12 protein-coding genes are annotated in these 17571 nt (G+C 59.8%); 3 read left to right on the top strand and 9 right to left on the bottom strand.

Going from position 1 to position 17571, the window contains the following annotated elements; all coding sequences use genetic code 11:
* Positions 1-58 precede the first annotated feature (58 nt).
* Entirely contained in the window at positions 59-2137 is a 2079-nt protein-coding gene (locus tag J7399_RS12180) for a hydantoinase/oxoprolinase family protein (protein WP_348539462.1), read from the top strand.
* Positions 2134-3891 carry a hydantoinase B/oxoprolinase family protein gene (locus J7399_RS12175; RefSeq protein WP_209086515.1) on the top strand — a complete coding sequence of 586 codons (1758 nt, stop codon included), beginning with the start codon at positions 2134-2136 and terminating at the stop codon, positions 3889-3891. Before J7399_RS12180 ends, J7399_RS12175 begins: the two co-directional genes overlap by 4 nt.
* Positions 3892-3928: 37 nt before the next feature.
* Here the strand turns inward: J7399_RS12175 and J7399_RS12170 are convergent, their stop codons facing one another.
* Positions 3929-5143, bottom strand: coding sequence for an acyl-CoA dehydrogenase (locus tag J7399_RS12170; protein ID WP_209086513.1), 1215 nt, complete (start codon positions 5141-5143; stop codon positions 3929-3931).
* Positions 5144-5380: 237 nt separating this feature from the next.
* On the opposite strand from J7399_RS12170, the gene J7399_RS12165 reads away from it, so the two are divergent.
* Positions 5381-6493, top strand: a complete 1113-nt coding sequence (locus J7399_RS12165; RefSeq protein ID WP_209086511.1) for a CaiB/BaiF CoA-transferase family protein — start codon at positions 5381-5383, stop codon at positions 6491-6493.
* Between the two features lie 190 nt (positions 6494-6683).
* On the opposite strand, the gene J7399_RS12160 is transcribed toward J7399_RS12165, so the two are convergent.
* The 8 genes from J7399_RS12160 to J7399_RS12125 form a co-directional block, all read right to left on the bottom strand.
* A complete protein-coding gene (locus tag J7399_RS12160) occupies positions 6684-7373 on the bottom strand; it encodes an ABC transporter ATP-binding protein (RefSeq protein WP_209086509.1) in 690 nt (229 codons plus the stop codon).
* Positions 7370-8125 carry an ABC transporter ATP-binding protein gene (locus J7399_RS12155; protein ID WP_209086506.1) on the bottom strand — a complete coding sequence of 252 codons (756 nt, stop codon included), beginning with the start codon at positions 8123-8125 and terminating at the stop codon, positions 7370-7372. Before J7399_RS12155 ends, J7399_RS12160 begins: the two co-directional genes overlap by 4 nt.
* Positions 8118-9101, bottom strand: a complete 984-nt coding sequence (locus J7399_RS12150; protein ID WP_209086503.1) for a branched-chain amino acid ABC transporter permease — start codon at positions 9099-9101, stop codon at positions 8118-8120. Before J7399_RS12150 ends, J7399_RS12155 begins: the two co-directional genes overlap by 8 nt.
* 1 nt (position 9102) lies before the next feature.
* Complete coding sequence (locus J7399_RS12145; RefSeq protein WP_209086501.1) at positions 9103-10020, bottom strand: branched-chain amino acid ABC transporter permease; 918 nt, start codon at positions 10018-10020, stop codon at positions 9103-9105.
* A gap of 142 nt (positions 10021-10162) precedes the next feature.
* A complete protein-coding gene (locus tag J7399_RS12140; protein WP_209062556.1) occupies positions 10163-11296 on the bottom strand; it encodes an ABC transporter substrate-binding protein in 1134 nt (377 codons plus the stop codon).
* Between the two features lie 219 nt (positions 11297-11515).
* Positions 11516-14842 carry a ribonuclease E/G gene (locus J7399_RS12135; protein WP_247742871.1) on the bottom strand — a complete coding sequence of 1109 codons (3327 nt, stop codon included), beginning with the start codon at positions 14840-14842 and terminating at the stop codon, positions 11516-11518.
* Between the two features lie 578 nt (positions 14843-15420).
* On the bottom strand, positions 15421-16107 hold the full coding sequence (locus tag J7399_RS12130; RefSeq protein ID WP_209086499.1) for an HAD family phosphatase: 687 nt from the start codon (positions 16105-16107) through the stop codon (positions 15421-15423).
* A gap of 127 nt (positions 16108-16234) precedes the next feature.
* Complete coding sequence (locus J7399_RS12125; RefSeq protein ID WP_209062552.1) at positions 16235-17569, bottom strand: sigma-54 dependent transcriptional regulator; 1335 nt, start codon at positions 17567-17569, stop codon at positions 16235-16237.
* Positions 17570-17571 lie beyond the last annotated feature (2 nt).

Below are 17571 nucleotides of genomic sequence, written 5' to 3'. Positions count from 1 at the left end.
CGGCCAGCCGCGCCCTCCATCATTTGTATGCAAATGAATTTGCCGTGGAGGACACGTTTTGCCCGAATCTGCTCCGGAGCCGATGCAGACGCCCAAAGCGGCGGTGGCCGGCATTGATGTGGGCGGCACCTTCACCGATCTGGTGGCGCTGGATGCGCACGGGCGCCTACAGCTCGCCAAAGTGCCCAGCACCCGCGCCAATCAGGCGGAGGGCGTGCTCAACAGCCTGGCCGCGGGCGGATGCAACCCCGCAGATCTTTCCCTGATCGTGCATGGCACCACCACAACGACAAATGCGGTTCTGGAGCGCCAACTGGCCCGCACCGGGCTAATAACCACCATGGGTTTCCGCGACATTCTGGAGCTGGGCCGTCGCACCCGCCCGCAAGCCTATGGGATGCACGGCACCTTCTCTCCCCTGATACCACGGGATCTGCGCCTTGAAGTGCCGGAACGCATGGACAGCAGCGGCCATGTTCTGACCCCGCTGGACAAAGCCGCCGTTCGCGAAGCGGCCAAAACGCTTCTGGATGCGGGATGTGAGGCCATTGTGGTGCATTTCCTGCACGCCTACGCCAACCCCGCGCACGAGCTTGAGGCCATCGCCGAAATCCAGTCCCTCTGGCCCAACCGCTACATCACCGCGGGCCACCAGCTTCTTTCGGAAAACCGCGAATATGAGCGCGGTGTCACCGCCGCCGTGAATGCCTCTGTGCAGCCTTTGCTGGATCGTTATGTGCAAAAGCTCGCCGCCACTCTTGCCCAGAAAGGCTATCCCGGTGAGCTGCTGGTGATGAATGGCAACGGCGGCATGGTCAGCGCGGTCCATGTGGCCAAGGAGGCGGCCAAAACCGTGATGTCCGGCCCCGCGTCCGGCGTTATGGCCTCCGCCTACACCGCCCGCCGGGCAGGCATCGCCAATGTCATCACCTATGATATGGGCGGCACCTCCACCGACGTTGCCTTGATCCGCGACACCACGCCTTCGGTCTCAAATGAAATCGACGTGGAATACGGCATGCCCATCCATGTACCCATGGTCGATGTGCGCACCGTCGGCGCAGGCGGCGGCTCCATTGCCAAGATCAACAGCGGCGGCTTGCTTGACATCGGCCCGCAAAGCGCTGGTGCAACACCGGGGCCGATCTGCTACGGGCTGGGCGGCACAGACCCGACCATCTCTGACGCCAACATGCTGCTTGGCCGGCTGAACCCGTCAGGCCTCAGCACCATCACCGGAGAGGCCCAACGCGCGACGGTCGAAGGCATTTTTGAAACCGAGATTGCCTCTGCGCTGGGCTGCAGCGTCACTCAGGCCGCCGCTGCCGTGATCCAGGTTGCCAACACCAAAATGGCCGGGGCCATCCGCATGGTCTCGCTCTCACTGGGCACCGATCCCCGCGATTTTGCACTCTTTGCCTTTGGCGGCGCTGGTCCGCTGCACGCCTGCGCTCTTGCGCGCGAACTCAATATCCCCCGCGTGCTTGTGCCTGCGCGCCCCGGGTTGACCAACGCGCTGGGCTGCGTGGTTGCTGATCTGCGTCATGATTTTGTGCAAACCATCAACACGCCCCTCAAAGATCTGCAGCCCAACGAAATCTCCGAGATACTCACCGCGCAAACATCACGCGGCAAGCGTTTGATTTCAGGAGAAAACCTGCCTATCACAGACATTGACACGCTCTACTCACTGGATATGCAGTTTGTCGGCCAAACCCACTTGCTTCGCGTGCCCCTATCCAGCCCCTATATCGCGCAGGACGCCCTGCAGGCGCTCTTTGAAAGAGCCTATAACGACCGTTTTCATGTCGCCTTGAAAGACATCCACGCCGCCGTGGTGAACGTCAATTGCTCTGTGATCGGACGCCGCGAAACGCTGGATCTCAGCCTGCTCTTTGACCCCAACAAACGGCAACCCACGTTGCAGGCCGCCCAAACCGGCACCCGCGATGTGTTCTTTGAGGACAGGTGGCACACAACACCCGTTTATGAGCGGGATGCCCTTCCCACCTCCTTCACCCTCACCGGCCCGGCGGTAATTGAACAGCTCGACACCACCGTCCTCATCCCGCCCGGCGATCAAGCCACACCGGATGAAGACGGCAATCTGATCATCACCATCGGGAGCGCATCATGACCGTTGATCCGATCACCCTGACCGTCATCCAGGCCGGGCTTCAACAGGTCTGCGACGAGATGGACCTCAGCTTTTCCCGCGCAGCCTTCTCCCCTGTGATTGCTGAGGCCAACGACCGCTCCGATGGTATCTACGCCGCCGACGACGGGGCATTGATTGCACAGGGCAACGCAGGGCTTCCGGTCTTTGTCGGCACCATGCAGTATTCAACCCGCACACTGGTTGAGATGATTGCCGCAGGCGACGTGGCCGCCCCGGAGCCCGGCGACATCTACATCGTGAACGATCCCTATCTGGGCGGCACACATCTGATGGACGTGCGCTTTGCCACGCCGCTCTTTCGCGATGGAAAGATCTTCTGCTGGCTGTCCAACACAGGACATTGGCCCGACACCGGCGGCGCGGTTCCCGGCGGCTTCTCCGCCTCTGCCACCGCAGTGGAGCAAGAAGGCCTACGCCTGCCCCCCGTGAAACTCTTCAAGCAGGGCGTCTTGGATCAGGAAATCTTTTCGATCATCAAGTCCAATATCCGCGTGGCCGATCAGCGCATTGGCGACGTACAGGCACAGGCCGCCGCCCTGCTCGTGGGTCAGGACCGCCTGTGCGCACTATTGGATCGCTACGGGGATGCGCAGGTTGCTACTGCCATCAAAGAGCTACGCGCCCGCGCCGAAACCCAGATGCGCAGCTGTCTTGATGAAATTGCGCCGGGCCACTTCCGCGCCACCGCCTATGTCGACAGCGACGGCGTGGTGAACACCCCGCTTGAAATCGCGCTTGCGGTCACCCGCGACGCCGCTGGTCTGACCTTTGACTTCAGCGGCAGCAGCGCCCCCTGTATGGGGCCGATGAATTCCGTGCGCGCCACCACGCTCAGCGCGGTCTATCTCGCCATGCGCCACATCTACCCCGAAGTGCCAATGAACGCCGGAGCTTTTGCGCCTTTCACGGTCACGGGCATTGAGGACACCTTTCTGGATGCCAATTACCCGCGCCCGGTCTCAGGCTGCGCCGCCGAAGTCTCCCAACGCATCGCCGAAGCGGTCTTTGCCGCGCTTGTGCCCGCGCTGCCCGACCGTGTCACCGCCGCGCCCGCTGGCACCAGCGGCAATTTTGCGCTGGGGGGGCATGATCCTGAAAAGGGGCGCGACTATGTGATGTATCAGATTTCCGGTGGCGGATATGGCGGCAATGCGGACCATGACGGGCTGGCCAACGGCTGCTCAACCATCGGCATCTCTAAAGCGCCGCCTATTGAAATCATGGAACAGGCCTACCCTGTGCTCTATCACCGCTATGCCCTGCACGAAGGCTCCGGCGGCGCGGGCACGCAACGGGGCGGCTTTGGGCTTGATTATGAAATCGAGCTGCGCCGCGGCCATGCCAAGGCAAGCTTCGTGATGGATCACGGGCGCTTTGGCCCTCAAGGCGCGCTGGGTGGCTGTGACGGCGGCATCAATCGCGTCACCGTCTGGCAGGATGGCGTGGCCTACACGCCCGAGCATCTGTCCAAAGAACAGGACATCCCGCTTGCGCCCGGAGATCGGGTGCATGTGCAAACCCCCGGTGGAGGTGGCTACGGCGACCCGCTGGCGCGGGACCCGGCACTTGTCGTCGAAGACGTGCGGCTTGGCCGCTATAACCCGCCTCAGGCGCGGGAGCTCTTTGGCGTGATGATCAATGCCGCCACTGGGGATGATAACGCAGAATGCACAGAGACCCTCCGTGCAAAAATGCGCGCCACCCGTGAGTGACGCGCATCAAATTCATCCATCAACGCACTGATTAAAATCAGAAAAATGCCTGCAGTCCAGTCTGCGCCCGACCAAGGATCAGCGCATGTACATCATGGGTGCCTTCATAGGTATTCACGGTCTCAAGGTTCACCATGTGACGGATCACACCAAACTCAAGGCTGATGCCGTTGCCGCCGTGCATATCCCGCGACATCCGCGCAATATCCAGCGCCTTGCCACAGTTGTTGCGCTTGATCAGAGAGATCATTTCCGGTGCAGCTTCCGCCTCATCCATCAGACGCCCCACACGTAGCGCCGCCTGCAGGCCCAGCGAAATCTCGGTCTGCATGTTTGCGAGCTTCAACTGAAACAGCTGGGTCTGTGCCAGCGGCTTGTTGAACTGCTTGCGGTCCAGACCATATTGGCGTGCCGCATGCCAGCAATACTCTGCCGCCCCCATCGCGCCCCAGGCAATGCCATACCGCGCGCGATTGAGACAGCCAAATGGCCCCTTGAGACCTTCCGCATTCGGCAGCAACGCATCCTCAGAGACCTCAACATTGTCCAGAACAATCTCACCAGTGATCGAGGCCCGCAGGCTGGCCTTATGCATGATTTTTGGCGCGCTCAGGCCCTTGGTGCCCTTATCCAGCACAAAGCCGCGGATCTTTCCACCATGCGCCTCAGATTTGGCCCAGACCACAAACACATCCGCAATCGGCGCGTTGGAGATCCACATCTTGGAGCCGTGCAGCACGTAGCCACCGTCAGTTTTCTTCGCGGTGGTCTTCATGCCCGCAGGATCAGAGCCCGCATCCGGCTCGGTCAGACCAAAACACCCGATCCATTCGCCAGAGGCCAGCTTTGGTAGATACTTCTGGCGCTGCTCTTCGCTGCCATAGGCATAGATCGGATACATCACCAGCGAGCTTTGTACCGACATCATCGAACGATAGCCGCTGTCCACGCGCTCAACCTCACGCGCCACCAGACCGTAGGTCACATAGCTGGAGCCGATCCCGCCGTATTCTTCCGGAATGGTGGTGCCCAACAGGCCCATCGCGCCCATCTCTGCAAAAATCGCCGGATCGGTTTCTTCATTCTCAAAAGCTGTGGTGACACGTGGCGCCAGCTTCTCTTCGCAATACGCCCGCGCGGCATCACGCACCATGCGCTCATCTTCCAGAAGTTGATTCTCGATCAGAAATGGATCTTCCCAGTTGAATGATCCCAATTCCGGTTTGGACTGCGGTGCCAGATCTTTGGCCATGTGATCTCCTTCCTCGCGCCCTTGGCTGGGCATTTTGCGGGTGTCTTCTTTGCGGCCCACAATGCGCCGCGCGCCTGTAAGGTCAAGCCAATGCCGGCAAAAGTCCGCGACGTCGCAAAAATTCTATACCCTTGCCTTTTCAGGGTTTTTGCAAATTGTTAGACCGCAACACCGCCGAAGGCGGCGCATATGACGGCCAGTTTAACACAGCTTGGCCCAGAATGATAAAGGCCCCCAATGCCCCCACTACACGGTCTCAAAGTTGTTGAACTCGCACGTATTCTTGCTGGTCCATGGATCGGGCAATCCCTTGCCGATCTTGGCGCTGAGGTGATTAAAGTCGAGGCCCCTCAGGGGGATGACACCCGCACCTGGGGCCCGCCCTTCATCGAACGGGACGGTGACAAAACCGCTGCTTATTTCTATGCCGCCAACCGGGGCAAAACCTCCGTCGTTGCCGATTTCCGCACCGAGGAAGGCCGCGCGCAGGTGCTGGAGCTGATCAAAGACGCCGACATTCTGATCGAAAATTTCAAAGTCGGCGGGCTCAAAAAATACGGGCTGGACTACGACAGCCTCGCCAAGATCAATCCCCGCCTGATCTATTGCTCCATCACCGGCTTTGGCCAGACCGGCCCCTATGCCTCCCGTGCCGGCTATGATTTCATGATCCAGGGCATGTCCGGCTTGATGTCGATCACCGGAGAGCCGGAGCGCCAGCCGCAGAAGGTCGGCGTTGCGGTCACCGATGTGGTGACCGGTCTCTACGGCACCATCGGCATTCTCGCCGCTGTGGAGCAGCGCCACACCACCGGGCGCGGCCAGCATATCGATATGTCTCTTCTGGATTGTGCCACCGCGCTGCTGGCCAATCAGGCGATGAATTACCTTGCCACCGGCAAAAGCCCCACGCGCAAGGGCAACGCCCACCCCAATATCGCGCCTTATCAGGTGGTGCCAACGTCCGACGGCCACATCAACATTGCCGTGGGCAATGACGGGCAGTTTCAGCGCCTCTGTGGTGTGCTCAGCCGTGGCGATCTTGGCGACAATCCGGCCTACGCCACCAACCAACTGCGGGTCACGAACCGCGACGCGCTCACCGCGGAAATCGAAGCTGAAACCACCAAATGGTCCGCTGCCGATCTGCTCTCAGCGCTTGAGGCAGCCACCGTGCCCGCAGGGCCGATCAACGCGGTGGCCGACACGCTCAACGATCCCCAGATCCAAGCACGCGGCATGGTGATTGAGGCCGATGGCGTCAAAGGCGTGCGCGGCCCCTGGACCTTCTCAGATGCAGAGCTCGCGCTGGACAAATCCGCGCCCAAGCTTCCAAAGGTGAAACCCTAAGCGGAGCCTCAAAATCTGACTCAGCCGGTCTCGCCCCTCCCTTGAGAGGCGAAGCCGACCAGCCCCCGACCCTCCCCGTTTTGCCGAAGGCAAACCTTTGGTTTGACGGGAGGGGGCTTCTCCCTCACCCAGGGTCAGGGGCTGGTCTATGTGACTATTTTCAGGCGTTGCAAATTTGTTGGACTAAGTTTTAGACGCCCAGATAGCGATCTGTTTCTTCCGCACCCAAGGTTTCAAAAGCCCCACTCCAGACCGTGCGCCCCTTTTCTAGGATGACCGCACGGTCCGCCACCTGTCCCAGCTCACGCAGCGACTTGTCTATCGCAATGATCGCCATGCCGGTTTCCGCCTTGAGCTTGGCAATCGCCGCCCAGATTTCCTGACGGATCACCGGCGCAAGCCCCTCAGTGGCCTCATCCAGAATGAGCAGCTTGGGGTTGGTCATCAAAGCGCGCCCGATGGCCAGCATCTGCTGCTCGCCGCCAGACAGTGAGGCGGCCAGTTGATCGCGCCGTTCTTCCAGTCGCGGAAACAGCGCGCAAACGGCGGCAAAATCCCAAGCGCCCTTGCGCGCAGCGGCGATCAGGTTCTCATGCACCGACAAATTTGCAAAACAGCGCCGTCCCTCCGGCACCAAGCCGATGCCGAGCCGCGCCGCCTTATGTGACGGCAAGGCGCCGATGTTCTGATCCGCGAAACTAACCTGCCCGGCAGACTGCGCCAGCATCCGGCAGATCACTTTCACCGTGGTGCTTTTGCCCATGCCATTGCGCCCCATCAGCGCAATCACCTCGCCTTCGGCCACATCAAGTGACACATCAAACAGCGCCTGACTTGGCCCGTAAAACGCCGCAACATTCTGCACAGTCAAAAGGCTCATGCCGGCACCTCATCCCCCAGATAGGCGCGCCGGATTTCCGGGTTCACCTTGATCTCTTCCGGCGTGCCTGTGGCGATGATCTCCCCGTAAACCAACACGCTGATCCGATCTGCAAGCGCAAAAACAGCATCCATATCATGCTCAATCAGCAGGATCGGCGCAGCCTTTCGCAGCTCAGTCAGCAGCGCAATCATCTGCTGCGCCCCTTCCAGCCCCAGCCCCGCCATCGGCTCATCCATCAAAAACACTTTTGGTTTCAGCGTCAGCGCCACAGCCACCTCCAACTGCCGCCGCTGCCCGTGGCTCAGGTCCGCTGTGCGCGTGCTGGCAAACTCGGACAAGCCCACTTGCTCAAGCGCTTCATGGGCCGCTGCCAGCAGGGATTTGTCCTTCATCACGGGCCCGAAAAACCGCATCACGGTGCCACGCTGCCCCAGCGCGCCAAGCACCACATTTTGCAAAACCGTGTGTTCCATCGCCAGCGCGCTGATCTGAAACGTCCGCCCCAATCCCAACTGCGCCCTCTGCGCCGGGCCAAGCCCGGTGAGCGGCGTGCCCATGAGCTCCACAGCGCCACTATCCGACGCCAAATGCCCCGTGATCTGCTGGATCAGCGTGGATTTCCCCGCGCCGTTCGGGCCGATCAGCGCATGGATCTCCCCTTTGCGCAAATCCAGCGACACATCGTTTGTGGCCTTCAAGGCTCCGAAACTTTTGAAAAGCCGCTCCGCGCGCAGCACCACCTCAGTCATGTGCTTTCTCCCGCCCCGCAATCGCGCCAATCACGCCGCCTTTGGCAAAGAGCACGATGCCAAGCAGAAGCGCTCCCAGATAGACATGCCAGAACTCTGACAGGCCGCCCAACGTGTGCTCCAGCAGGATAAACACCATCGCGCCGATCACCGGTCCAAACAGACGACCCACTCCGCCAATGATGATGAAAATCATGATCTCACCAGACATCTGCCAGCTCAGCATCGTGGGGCTGACAAAGCGGTTCAGATCGGCAAAAAGTGCCCCCGCCAATCCGGTGATCGCCCCGGAAATCACAAAGGCCACCAGCCGCAGACGATACGGCACCATGCCCACCGACAGCACCCGCGTCTCATTCTGCCGCGCCGCGCTCAGCGCCAGCCCGAAAGCCGAATTCTGCACCAGCCACATCAGCACCAGCACCGTACAGAGCACCGCGAAACACAGACCAAAGAACTGGATCGGATCGAGTGTATTCAGCCCCGGAAACCCGTTGCGCACATAAATCGACAGCCCGTCCTCGCCGCCATAAGCAGGCCAGCTGATCGCGAAGTAATAAATCATCTGCCCAAAGGCCAAGGTGATCATGATGAAATACACGCCAGAGGTGCGCAGGCTCAGCGCCCCGATGGCCAGCGCCGCAAGCGCGCTTGCAACCACCGCCACCAGCCAGATCACCGGCATGGATTCTGTGCCCTCAATCAGGAAGGGCCATTCCGCCAACGGCGCGTAGGCCTGCGCATGGCTTGCCAATATGCCCATGGCGTAGCCGCCGATCCCAAAAAACGCCGCATGGCCAAGGCTCACCAGCCCGCCAAGCCCCAGCGCGAGGTTCAGCCCCACACCCGCCAGCGCAAAGATCGCCGCGCGTGTCGCCAGTGTGATGATAAACGGCTCATCCGCCACATAAGCCCACAGCGGTACACCCGCCAAAACGGCCAACGCAGCGAGGTTTGTCCAAGTCTCTCGCGTCATCTCAGGCCACCCCGTAAAGTCCGCGCGGGCGGAAGATCAAAACACCGGCCATCAGGATGTAAATCAGCATCGACGCCAAAGCTGAGCCCACAGAAACCGCCGCCGAAGGCTCCAAAATCAGGGCAAACATCTGCGGCAGCAAAAACCGCCCCAGCGTGTCGGTCAGCCCCACCAGCAACGCGCCCACAAAAGCCCCTTTGATCGAGCCGATGCCGCCAATCACAATCACCACAAAAGCCAGGATCAGCACAGGCTCCCCCATGCCCACCTGCACCGATTGGATCGCGCCCACAAGCGCACCGGCAAAACCCGCCAAAGCCGCGCCAAGGGCAAAAACAAAGGTGTAAAGCTTGGCAATATCCACCCCAAGTGCGGCGATCATCTCCCGATCCGCCTCACCTGCGCGAATGCGAATGCCCAACCGCGTGCGGTTGATCAGGGCAAACATGCCCACCGCCACAGCCAGCCCAACCAGAATGATGGTCAAACGATAGGCCGGATACTGAATCCCGCCGGGCAAGGTGACCGGCCCTGAAAGCGCCGCAGGCACATCCAGAAACAGCGGGAAAGAGCCAAACAGCCAGCGCGTGCCTTCCGAGAAAATCAGGATCAGCGCAAAGGTCGCCAACACCTGATCCAGATGGTCCCGATCATAGAGCCGCCGGATGATCGTCAGCTCAATCAACGCCCCCGCCAATGCAGCCGCCGCCAGCGAAGCCATAAGCGCGAGCAGAAAAGATCCTGTCGCCGCAGCCACCGCTGCCGCTGCAAAAGCCCCGATCATATAGAGCGAGCCATGCGCCAGATTGATCAGCCCCATGACGCCAAACACCAGCGTCAAACCGGCGCTCATCAGAAACAGCATCACGCCAAACTGAAGCCCGTTCAGCAGCTGTTCTATGAATAGAAGAGTTGTCATTGCCCCACCCCGCGCCGGTCCTAAGCGCAGCTCTGCCCATGGCAGAAAGTCATATCTATCAGAAATTTACCCACCAAAGCGCAACCATTTCCTGCGCTTGGAACATCATTGGGGAAGGCCCGCGAGCCTTCCCCAAGGTCTCTTACATCTTACACTCGGCCGCATAGGCATCGGCATGATCAGACAGGCCGGTCGCGATGATCTTATTGGTGAACACATCCCCCTCTTTGATCACTTCGCGCACATAAATGTCCTGGATCGGATGGTGGTTGTCGCCAAAGGCAAAATCCCCGCGCACGGAGTCGAACTCCGCCGCTTTCAGCGCCGCCCGGAAGGCATCCGCATCCGCCACATCCGCTTTGCCCATGGCCGAGATCAACAGATTTGCCGTGTCAAAGCCCTGGCTTGCATAAAGCGATGGCAGACGCCCGTATTCTGCCTGGAAGGTCTCCACAAAGGCCGCGTTGGCCGCATTGTCGATGTCCTTGTTCCATTGGCTGGTGTTTTTGACGCCCAATGCCGCGTCACCCACCGCTTGCAGAATGCCCTGATCAAAGCTGAACGCAGGGCCCACCAATGGCAGATCCACGCCGCTCGCGGCATATTGCTTCAAGAAGGAAATCCCCATGCCGCCCGGCAGGAAGAAATACACGCTGTCCGCGCCGCTCGCCCGGATCTGCGCAATCTCTGCCGCATAGTCCGTCTGGCCCAGCTTGGTGTAAAGCTCGCCCGCCAATTCGCCGCCAAACATGCGTTTGTAGCCCGTGAGCGCGTCTTTGCCCGCCGGATAGTTCGGCGCAAGGATGAAGCTGTTTTTCAGGCCCGCATCATTGGCATAGGCCCCGGCTGCCTCATGCAGGTTGTCATTCTGCCAAGCCACGTTGAAGTAGTTCGGATGACAGCCCTTGCCCGCCAATGGGGATGGGCCCGCATTTGGCGAGAGGTAGAATTTGCCCTGCGCAGTTGCGGCTGGCACTACGGCCATGGCGAGGTTGGACCAGATAATCCCGGTCAATACATCGACCTTTTCAGATTGGATCATCTTGTCGGCCAGCTGCACTGCCACATCCGGCTTGCGCTGGTCATCCTCGATGACAACCTCCAGATCATCGCGTCCGGCCTGCTTGACCGCCAGCATAAATCCGTCGCGCACATCAATACCAAGCCCGGCACCGCCACCGGACAAAGTGGTGATCATCCCAACCTTCACATCTGCCTGCGCCATGGCGCCCAAAAGGGCCGTCGACGCAGCCAAAACCGCCGTCCTTAAAAACATCGCTTCGCTCCCTATCGCTTTTTATCCTGTTACCAAACCTTGAGCGCTCAGCCCCCTTTCCGTCAATAAGCAGACGAAATTTTTTTCAAGCTTGAAATATCGAAGCCTAAAAAAGAGGTTTCACACGTCAATTCAGCACGTTGGCGATCAAAGCTCACATAAAGTCAAAGCGCAATCCAAAAAGAAAACGCCGGGGCGAACCCCGGCGTCTCTCAATTATCAGCCTCGTGACCACCAGCCACGCCGCTTTGGCTTGGGGGGTGCGGTAGGCTCTGGAGCCACCTCCGACACCGCTGGCTCGGGCTCAGGTGTGGCCTCCGGTGCAGGCTCTTCTGCCACCTCTTCCACAACTGTCTCGGCAACTGGCTCTGCAGTCTCTTCAACCACAGGGGCAGCGTCCTCAGCGGGCTCTTCTGCAGGTGCTGGCGCCTCTTCGACGGCCTCAACAGCCTCAGATTCTGGCGCTTCAACCTCTGCCGCGTCCGCCTCGACCACAGCCTCAGTCTCAGCTTCTACCGGCGCAGCTTCCTCAGCGGATGCCTCCTCAGTTGGCGCTTCGACGTCTGCGTTGGTCTCTGCATCTGCCTTCTTGCCACGGGAGCGGCTGCGACGATTACGAGAGCGCTTCTTGGGCTTCTCTTCCGCCTCTGCATCCTCTGCAGGCGCTTCGTCGGTTTTCGCCTCAGCATCCGCGTTGTCAGAGGCCTCTGCGTTTTCGTCCGACGCGTTGTCGTTGCCGTTCGCGTCACCATCCGCGTTGTCAGACCCGCCACGACGACGGCGACGACGACGGCGGCGCTTCTTCGGTTTCGCCTCCCCATCCTCTGGGGCGGCCCCCTCAGCGGCAGTGGTCGCCTCTTCGGCCTCTTCAACCTCAGCTTCGTCAATCGCGTCCATGATGGACATATCAGCAGAGACAACCGGCGCGCTTGGCTCAGGCACCACACGGGTCGCGGTCTTGAACTTCTCGATGGTGAAGTCCGGAGACACCAGCGCAGGATCACCTTCCACACGCACGGACAGGCCATAGCGCGCTTCGATTTGCGCGATATGCTCACGCTTCTGGTTCATCAGATAGTTGGCAATCGCCACCGGCGCTTTCACCAGCACTTCGCGAGAGCGGCCACGGGTGCCCTCTTCTTCCAGCTGACGCAGGATCGACAGCGCGAGGTTGTCATCAGAGCGGATCAGACCGGTGCCATGGCAATGCGGACACGGCTGTGTGGTCGCCTCGATCATGCCCGGGCGCAAACGCTGACGGGACATCTCCAAAAGGCCAAAGCCCGAGATACGGCCCACCTGTATGCGCGCACGGTCGGTTTTCAGCTTGTCTTTCAGACGCTTCTCAACCGCTGTGTTGTTCTTGCGCTCATCCATATCGATGAAGTCGATCACGATCAGACCGGCCAGATCGCGCAGACGCAGCTGGCGTGCCACTTCTTCCGCGGCCTCAAGGTTTGTCTTTAGCGCGGTCTCTTCAATCGAGCCTTCTTTGGTGGCCCGGCCGGAGTTCACGTCAATTGCCACCAGCGCTTCCGTGACACCGATCACGATATAGCCGCCAGATTTCAGCTGCACAGTCGGGTTGAACATGCCCGACAGGTAGCTTTCCACCTGATAGCGCGCAAACAGCGGCAGCGCGTCCTGATACTGTTTCACGTTCTTGGCGTGGGACGGCATGATCATCTTCATGAAGTCCTTGGCGATGCGATAGCCGCGCTCGCCTTCCACCAGAACCTCGTCGATCTCACGTGAATAGAGATCACGGATCGAACGTTTGATCAGGTCGCCTTCTTCATAGATTTTCGCAGGCGCAATGGATTTCAGCGTCAGCTCGCGGATCTGCTCCCACAGGCGCTGCAGATATTCATAGTCACGCTTGATCTCGCTCTTGGTGCGTTTCGCACCGGCTGTGCGCACGATCAGACCCGCACCCTGTGGCACGTCGATCTCACTCGCAATCTCTTTGAGCTTCTTGCGGTCAGCAGCGTTGGTGATCTTGCGCGAAATGCCACCACCACGCGCGGTGTTTGGCATCAGCACGCAATACCGGCCCGCCAGCGACAGATAGGTCGTCAACGCCGCGCCTTTGTTGCCGCGCTCTTCTTTCACCACCTGCACCAGCATGATCTGGCGCACTTTGATCACTTCCTGGATCTTGTAGCGGCGTGGTCGTGGCTTGCGGGGTGGGCGAATGTCATCGCTGTCATCATCATCCGCGACAGATTCGATGTTCTCGTCTTTTTCGGCCGCATCAGAGCGTTTGCCACGACGGCGGGAGCGGCGACGGCCGTTTTTCTTGCCGTTGTCTTCGCTGTCCTCGTCGTCATCTTCATCAGAAGACTCATCGCTCTCTGCCTCAGACTCGTCCGCAGCTTCATCAGCAGTTTCCGCGTCAGATGCCTCTTCTGCAGCCGCCTCTGGTGAGTCAGACTCAGCGGCAGCCTCTTCAGCCGGCGCTTCTTCAGCGCTTTCTTCCGCTGGAGCATCTTCCGCAGCAATCTCTTCTGCTGCATCCGCTTCAGCGGTCTCAGCCTCAGCCGCTTCGGCCTCAGGTGCCTCCGCCTCTACTGCGTCCGCTTCAACGGTCTCAACAGCCGCATCTTCTGCGTCTGCCTCTGCCTCAGCAGCAGGAGCTTCTTCAGCCGCGTCTTCACCGGTGTTGGCTTCTGTCTCGGTTTCCTCACCTGTTTCAGGATCTTTGGAAACAACGGCGTCTTCGCCCTCAGTGTTAGCAGCCATGGTCTTGCCACCGCTGTCTTTGCCAGACTCGTCTGCTTCTGCGCTCTCGCTCTCAGACGCTCCAGCAGGTTCTTCGGCTACGTCCTCAGAAACTTCTTCAGCCGTGTCCTCGGCAGCCGCCTCAGCGTCTTCTGCAGTTGCGTCTTCAGCCGCATCACTTGCTTCAGCTTCTTCCGCAGGCGCATCTGCGCCCGCATCCTCTGCCGCATCAGACGCCTCTGTTGGCTCCTCAACCGGTGTGTCCTCCACCAGCTCCATAGGGGACAGACCCTCTTCAGGATCATCGCCAGCATCTTCCACCAGATCGATGGTCTCCATGCCGGAAATCTCCGCCATGGGGGCCTCTGCGGCGGCCTCTACCGGCGTTTCCGCCTCAACAGAGGCCTCGTTGGTCTCTGTGGTCTGTGCCTCACCGGCAACCTGATCCTCGCCCTTCTTGCGGCGGGAGCGGCTGCGCGAACGCGAACGGGATTTCGGCTTCTCCTCATCCTCATCGCGCGCCTTCATCGCCTCAGCATAGGCGCGCTCTTCTTCCAGCAGCGCCTCACGGTCCGCCACGGGGATCTGGTAGTAGTCAGGATGGATTTCCGAGAACGCAAGGAAGCCATGACGGTTTCCGCCATAGTCCACAAAAGCCGCCTGAAGCGACGGCTCAACCCGTGTTACTTTTGCAAGATAGATGTTGCCGGCGAGCTGCCGCTTGTTTTCGGATTCAAAGTCGAACTCCTCAACCTTGTTTCCGTCAACCACCACGACGCGGGTTTCCTCCGCGTGGGTGGCATCGATGAGCATTTTCTTAGCCATGTTTTCCGTGTGCACCCACACAAGCGCCGTGACCCTCCCGGAGGATCAGGCCAGTAACGTTGCAGGGGGTGTCTTGTCAGAGCGAGGGGATGCGCGCCGCCGATGGTGCCGCTTGCGGCCCCCACTCGGTCTCTCAAATCAATCGCGCGCTTCATCGCGTTTCTTCTCCGACACAGCGGGCAATGATTGCCGCGTCTGCGCCTGTTCTAAGCCCTCCGCAACAGCGGTGCGGGCATCTCTATTGATCTGTCTCCAGATCCAATCGGTCTGTCTGATGCGCCGATCCCGTGCCTCTTGGGCTTTGCGGACCGTTTGAAACGCGCCAAACAGCGAAACTCATGCGGCGATGAAAAATTCACCTGCCGTCAAACTACATAAGACCAAGCCCGACCAGATTACAATGGCCAATCGCGCCACGCTGTGGATATCCCGGCGCTTTGCTCTAAATTCCTTGAAATTCGGTATATTTTCGCGGCACCGGAACTTGCGGGCTTAAGTCCTTATTAACCCTTTGAGCCGTGCAAATCGAACCTCCGGCACCCGAGTTATCCACAAGCCACTGCGCGCCGACTCAATGCTTATGCAAAGGCGTGCTGCAACACAGAGATGCGCCGCGCCGCTTCTCCGAGGTCTGGCACGATCACCTGCCCAAGATTTGGCAGTGGTTGGTCAGCGGGACGCACATCAGGCACCTGAAAGGTGTGACACCCTGCCCGCACCGCCGCGGTTGTGCCCATATCGCTGTCCTCAAAGGCCACGCAATCGGAGGCAGCCACACCAAGCCGCCGCGCCGCTTCCAGATAAGGCGCAGGGTCGGGCTTGTTCGCGGCCACCTCATCGCCTGCACAGACGGTTTCAAAAAACGGCAGCAACCCCGCCTGATCCAGATGATGATGCGCCGTTTCCGCATTGGTTGATGTCACCACAGCCACAGGAATTTGCGTGGCGCGAATGGCCGTCAAGATCTCGCGCGCATGTGCCTTCACCGGCAATCCGGCACGCGCGTTTTCCCGATGCAATCCGCGCCAGGCCTGATCAAAGGCCGCAAAATCGATCCCCTCAGGCAAGAACTCCACCAATCTCGCCGTAGTGTGTGCACTGGAAGAGCCAACCAGCGTGGCAAAAAACGCCTCTGCACGCTCCGCCGCAATGCCGATTTCCGAGGTCAAAGTCACAAACGCCTGCATAAACATGCGCTCCGTGTCCAGCAGCAGCCCGTCCATATCAAAAAGAAACGCGGCGGGGCGTGACAGAAACTCGGTCATTTGAAAACACCTTTGAGGCAGGAAATACGTGAAGTTGCGCTGCGCAACCCATTGCAAACAAATACAAACGCCACAATCCCTCTTCGGTCATGTGGCGTTCAAAATTCCTAACGGCGTGTAATGATCCCTAGAGATAGTCGGCCCGCTGCAGGCCATATTTGGCCATCTTCTCGTTCAACGTCCGGCGCGGAAGGCACAGCTCCTCCATGACACCCGCAATCGAGCCGCGATGGCGGCGCATAGTGTTGTCAATCAGCATGCGCTCAAAGGCTTCGACGTATTCCTTCAGCGGTTTGCCCTCGGTGGTCACCACCGGCTGCATTTCCTCGTGATCGTTCATCAGTAGAGACGCAATGGTGCCACCACCACGACGGCTCTGCAGCACCGCGCGTTCCGCCAGATTGATCAGCTGGCGCACGTTGCCCGGCCATGGCGCCTGAAGCAGCTGCGCCGCCTCCTGCGCACTGACCTTGGGCGCATCACAGCCGTATTCCTCGCTGAACTGCTCCGACAGCCGCGTGAACAGCGACAGGATGTCTTCGCCCCGCTGACGCAATGGCGGCACAGTGATCCGCAACGCAGCCAGACGGTAAAACAGATCCGGACGCAGCGCATCTTCGCAGGTGCGGTCCTGCTCCTGCATATTGCAGATCGCAATGATTCGCGTCTCAGCTGGGGTGCCCTGCTCATTGATAACATTGAGTAATTTCGCCTGCAGGCTGTCACTCAGGCTTTCGATATCTTCCAGCACCAGCGTACCGCCGCGCGCTTCCTCGACGGCGGGCAACTGGCTGTCTTCCGGGTTCATCGGCCCAAACAGACGTTTGGCCAGCGCTTCTTCCTCGAAGGCGCCACAACTCACCAGCACAAATTTGCGCCCGCCGCGGCTGCCCACAGCGTGCAGCGCATGCGCCACCAGCGTTTTGCCGGTGCCGGTTTCCCCGTCAATCAGCACATGCCCATCGGCCAACCCAAGATCTAGGATATCCTCTTTCAGGCGGGTCATCACCGGGCTTGCGCCAATCAGCTTGCCCATGATCTGCTCGCCATCGCTCAGCTCACGACGCAGCGCGCGGGCATCCAACGTCAGACGGCGCGCATTGGTGGCCTTCTTGGCCAGTTGGGTCATACGGTCGGGATTAAAAGGCTTCTCAAGGAAATCAAACGCCCCCACCCGCATGGCTTCCACCGCCATCGGCACGTCCCCATGCCCGGTGATCATGATCACCGGCAACGCACTGTCCGTGCCCATCAGCTTCTTAAGGAACTGCATCCCGTCCATGCCGGGCATCTTGATGTCGCTGATCACAATCCCGGGGTAATCCGCCCCCAGAGACTTCAGCGCATCTTCTGCACTGCCATAGGTCTCCGTGTCATAGCCGGACAGAGCCAACCATTGGCTAATGGACTGACGCATGTCCTGTTCATCATCCACGATTGCGATTTTCATTCCTTGAGCCACGC

Origin of the sequence: Shimia sp. R9_1, from assembly GCF_017743775.1 — a bacterium.
Classification (GTDB): domain Bacteria; phylum Pseudomonadota; class Alphaproteobacteria; order Rhodobacterales; family Rhodobacteraceae; genus Shimia.
Note: the sequence above shows the minus strand (reverse complement) of the source record. Positions and strands in the feature narration are given on the sequence as shown.

Coding starts and splice junctions, on each gene's coding strand:
- J7399_RS12145 (WP_209086501.1), bottom strand. CDS start 10,020: ATGACAACTCTTCTATTCATAGAACAGCTGCTGAACGGGCTTCAGTTT.
- J7399_RS12160 (WP_209086509.1), bottom strand. CDS start 7,373: ATGAGCCTTTTGACTGTGCAGAATGTTGCGGCGTTTTACGGGCCAAGT.
- J7399_RS12140 (WP_209062556.1), bottom strand. CDS start 11,296: ATGTTTTTAAGGACGGCGGTTTTGGCTGCGTCGACGGCCCTTTTGGGC.
- J7399_RS12130 (WP_209086499.1), bottom strand. CDS start 16,107: ATGACCGAGTTTCTGTCACGCCCCGCCGCGTTTCTTTTTGATATGGAC.
- J7399_RS12170 (WP_209086513.1), bottom strand. CDS start 5,143: ATGGCCAAAGATCTGGCACCGCAGTCCAAACCGGAATTGGGATCATTC.
- J7399_RS12175 (WP_209086515.1), top strand. CDS start 2,134: ATGACCGTTGATCCGATCACCCTGACCGTCATCCAGGCCGGGCTTCAA.
- J7399_RS12155 (WP_209086506.1), bottom strand. CDS start 8,125: ATGACTGAGGTGGTGCTGCGCGCGGAGCGGCTTTTCAAAAGTTTCGGA.
- J7399_RS12135 (WP_247742871.1), bottom strand. CDS start 14,842: ATGGCTAAGAAAATGCTCATCGATGCCACCCACGCGGAGGAAACCCGC.
- J7399_RS12165 (WP_209086511.1), top strand. CDS start 5,381: ATGCCCCCACTACACGGTCTCAAAGTTGTTGAACTCGCACGTATTCTT.
- J7399_RS12150 (WP_209086503.1), bottom strand. CDS start 9,101: ATGACGCGAGAGACTTGGACAAACCTCGCTGCGTTGGCCGTTTTGGCG.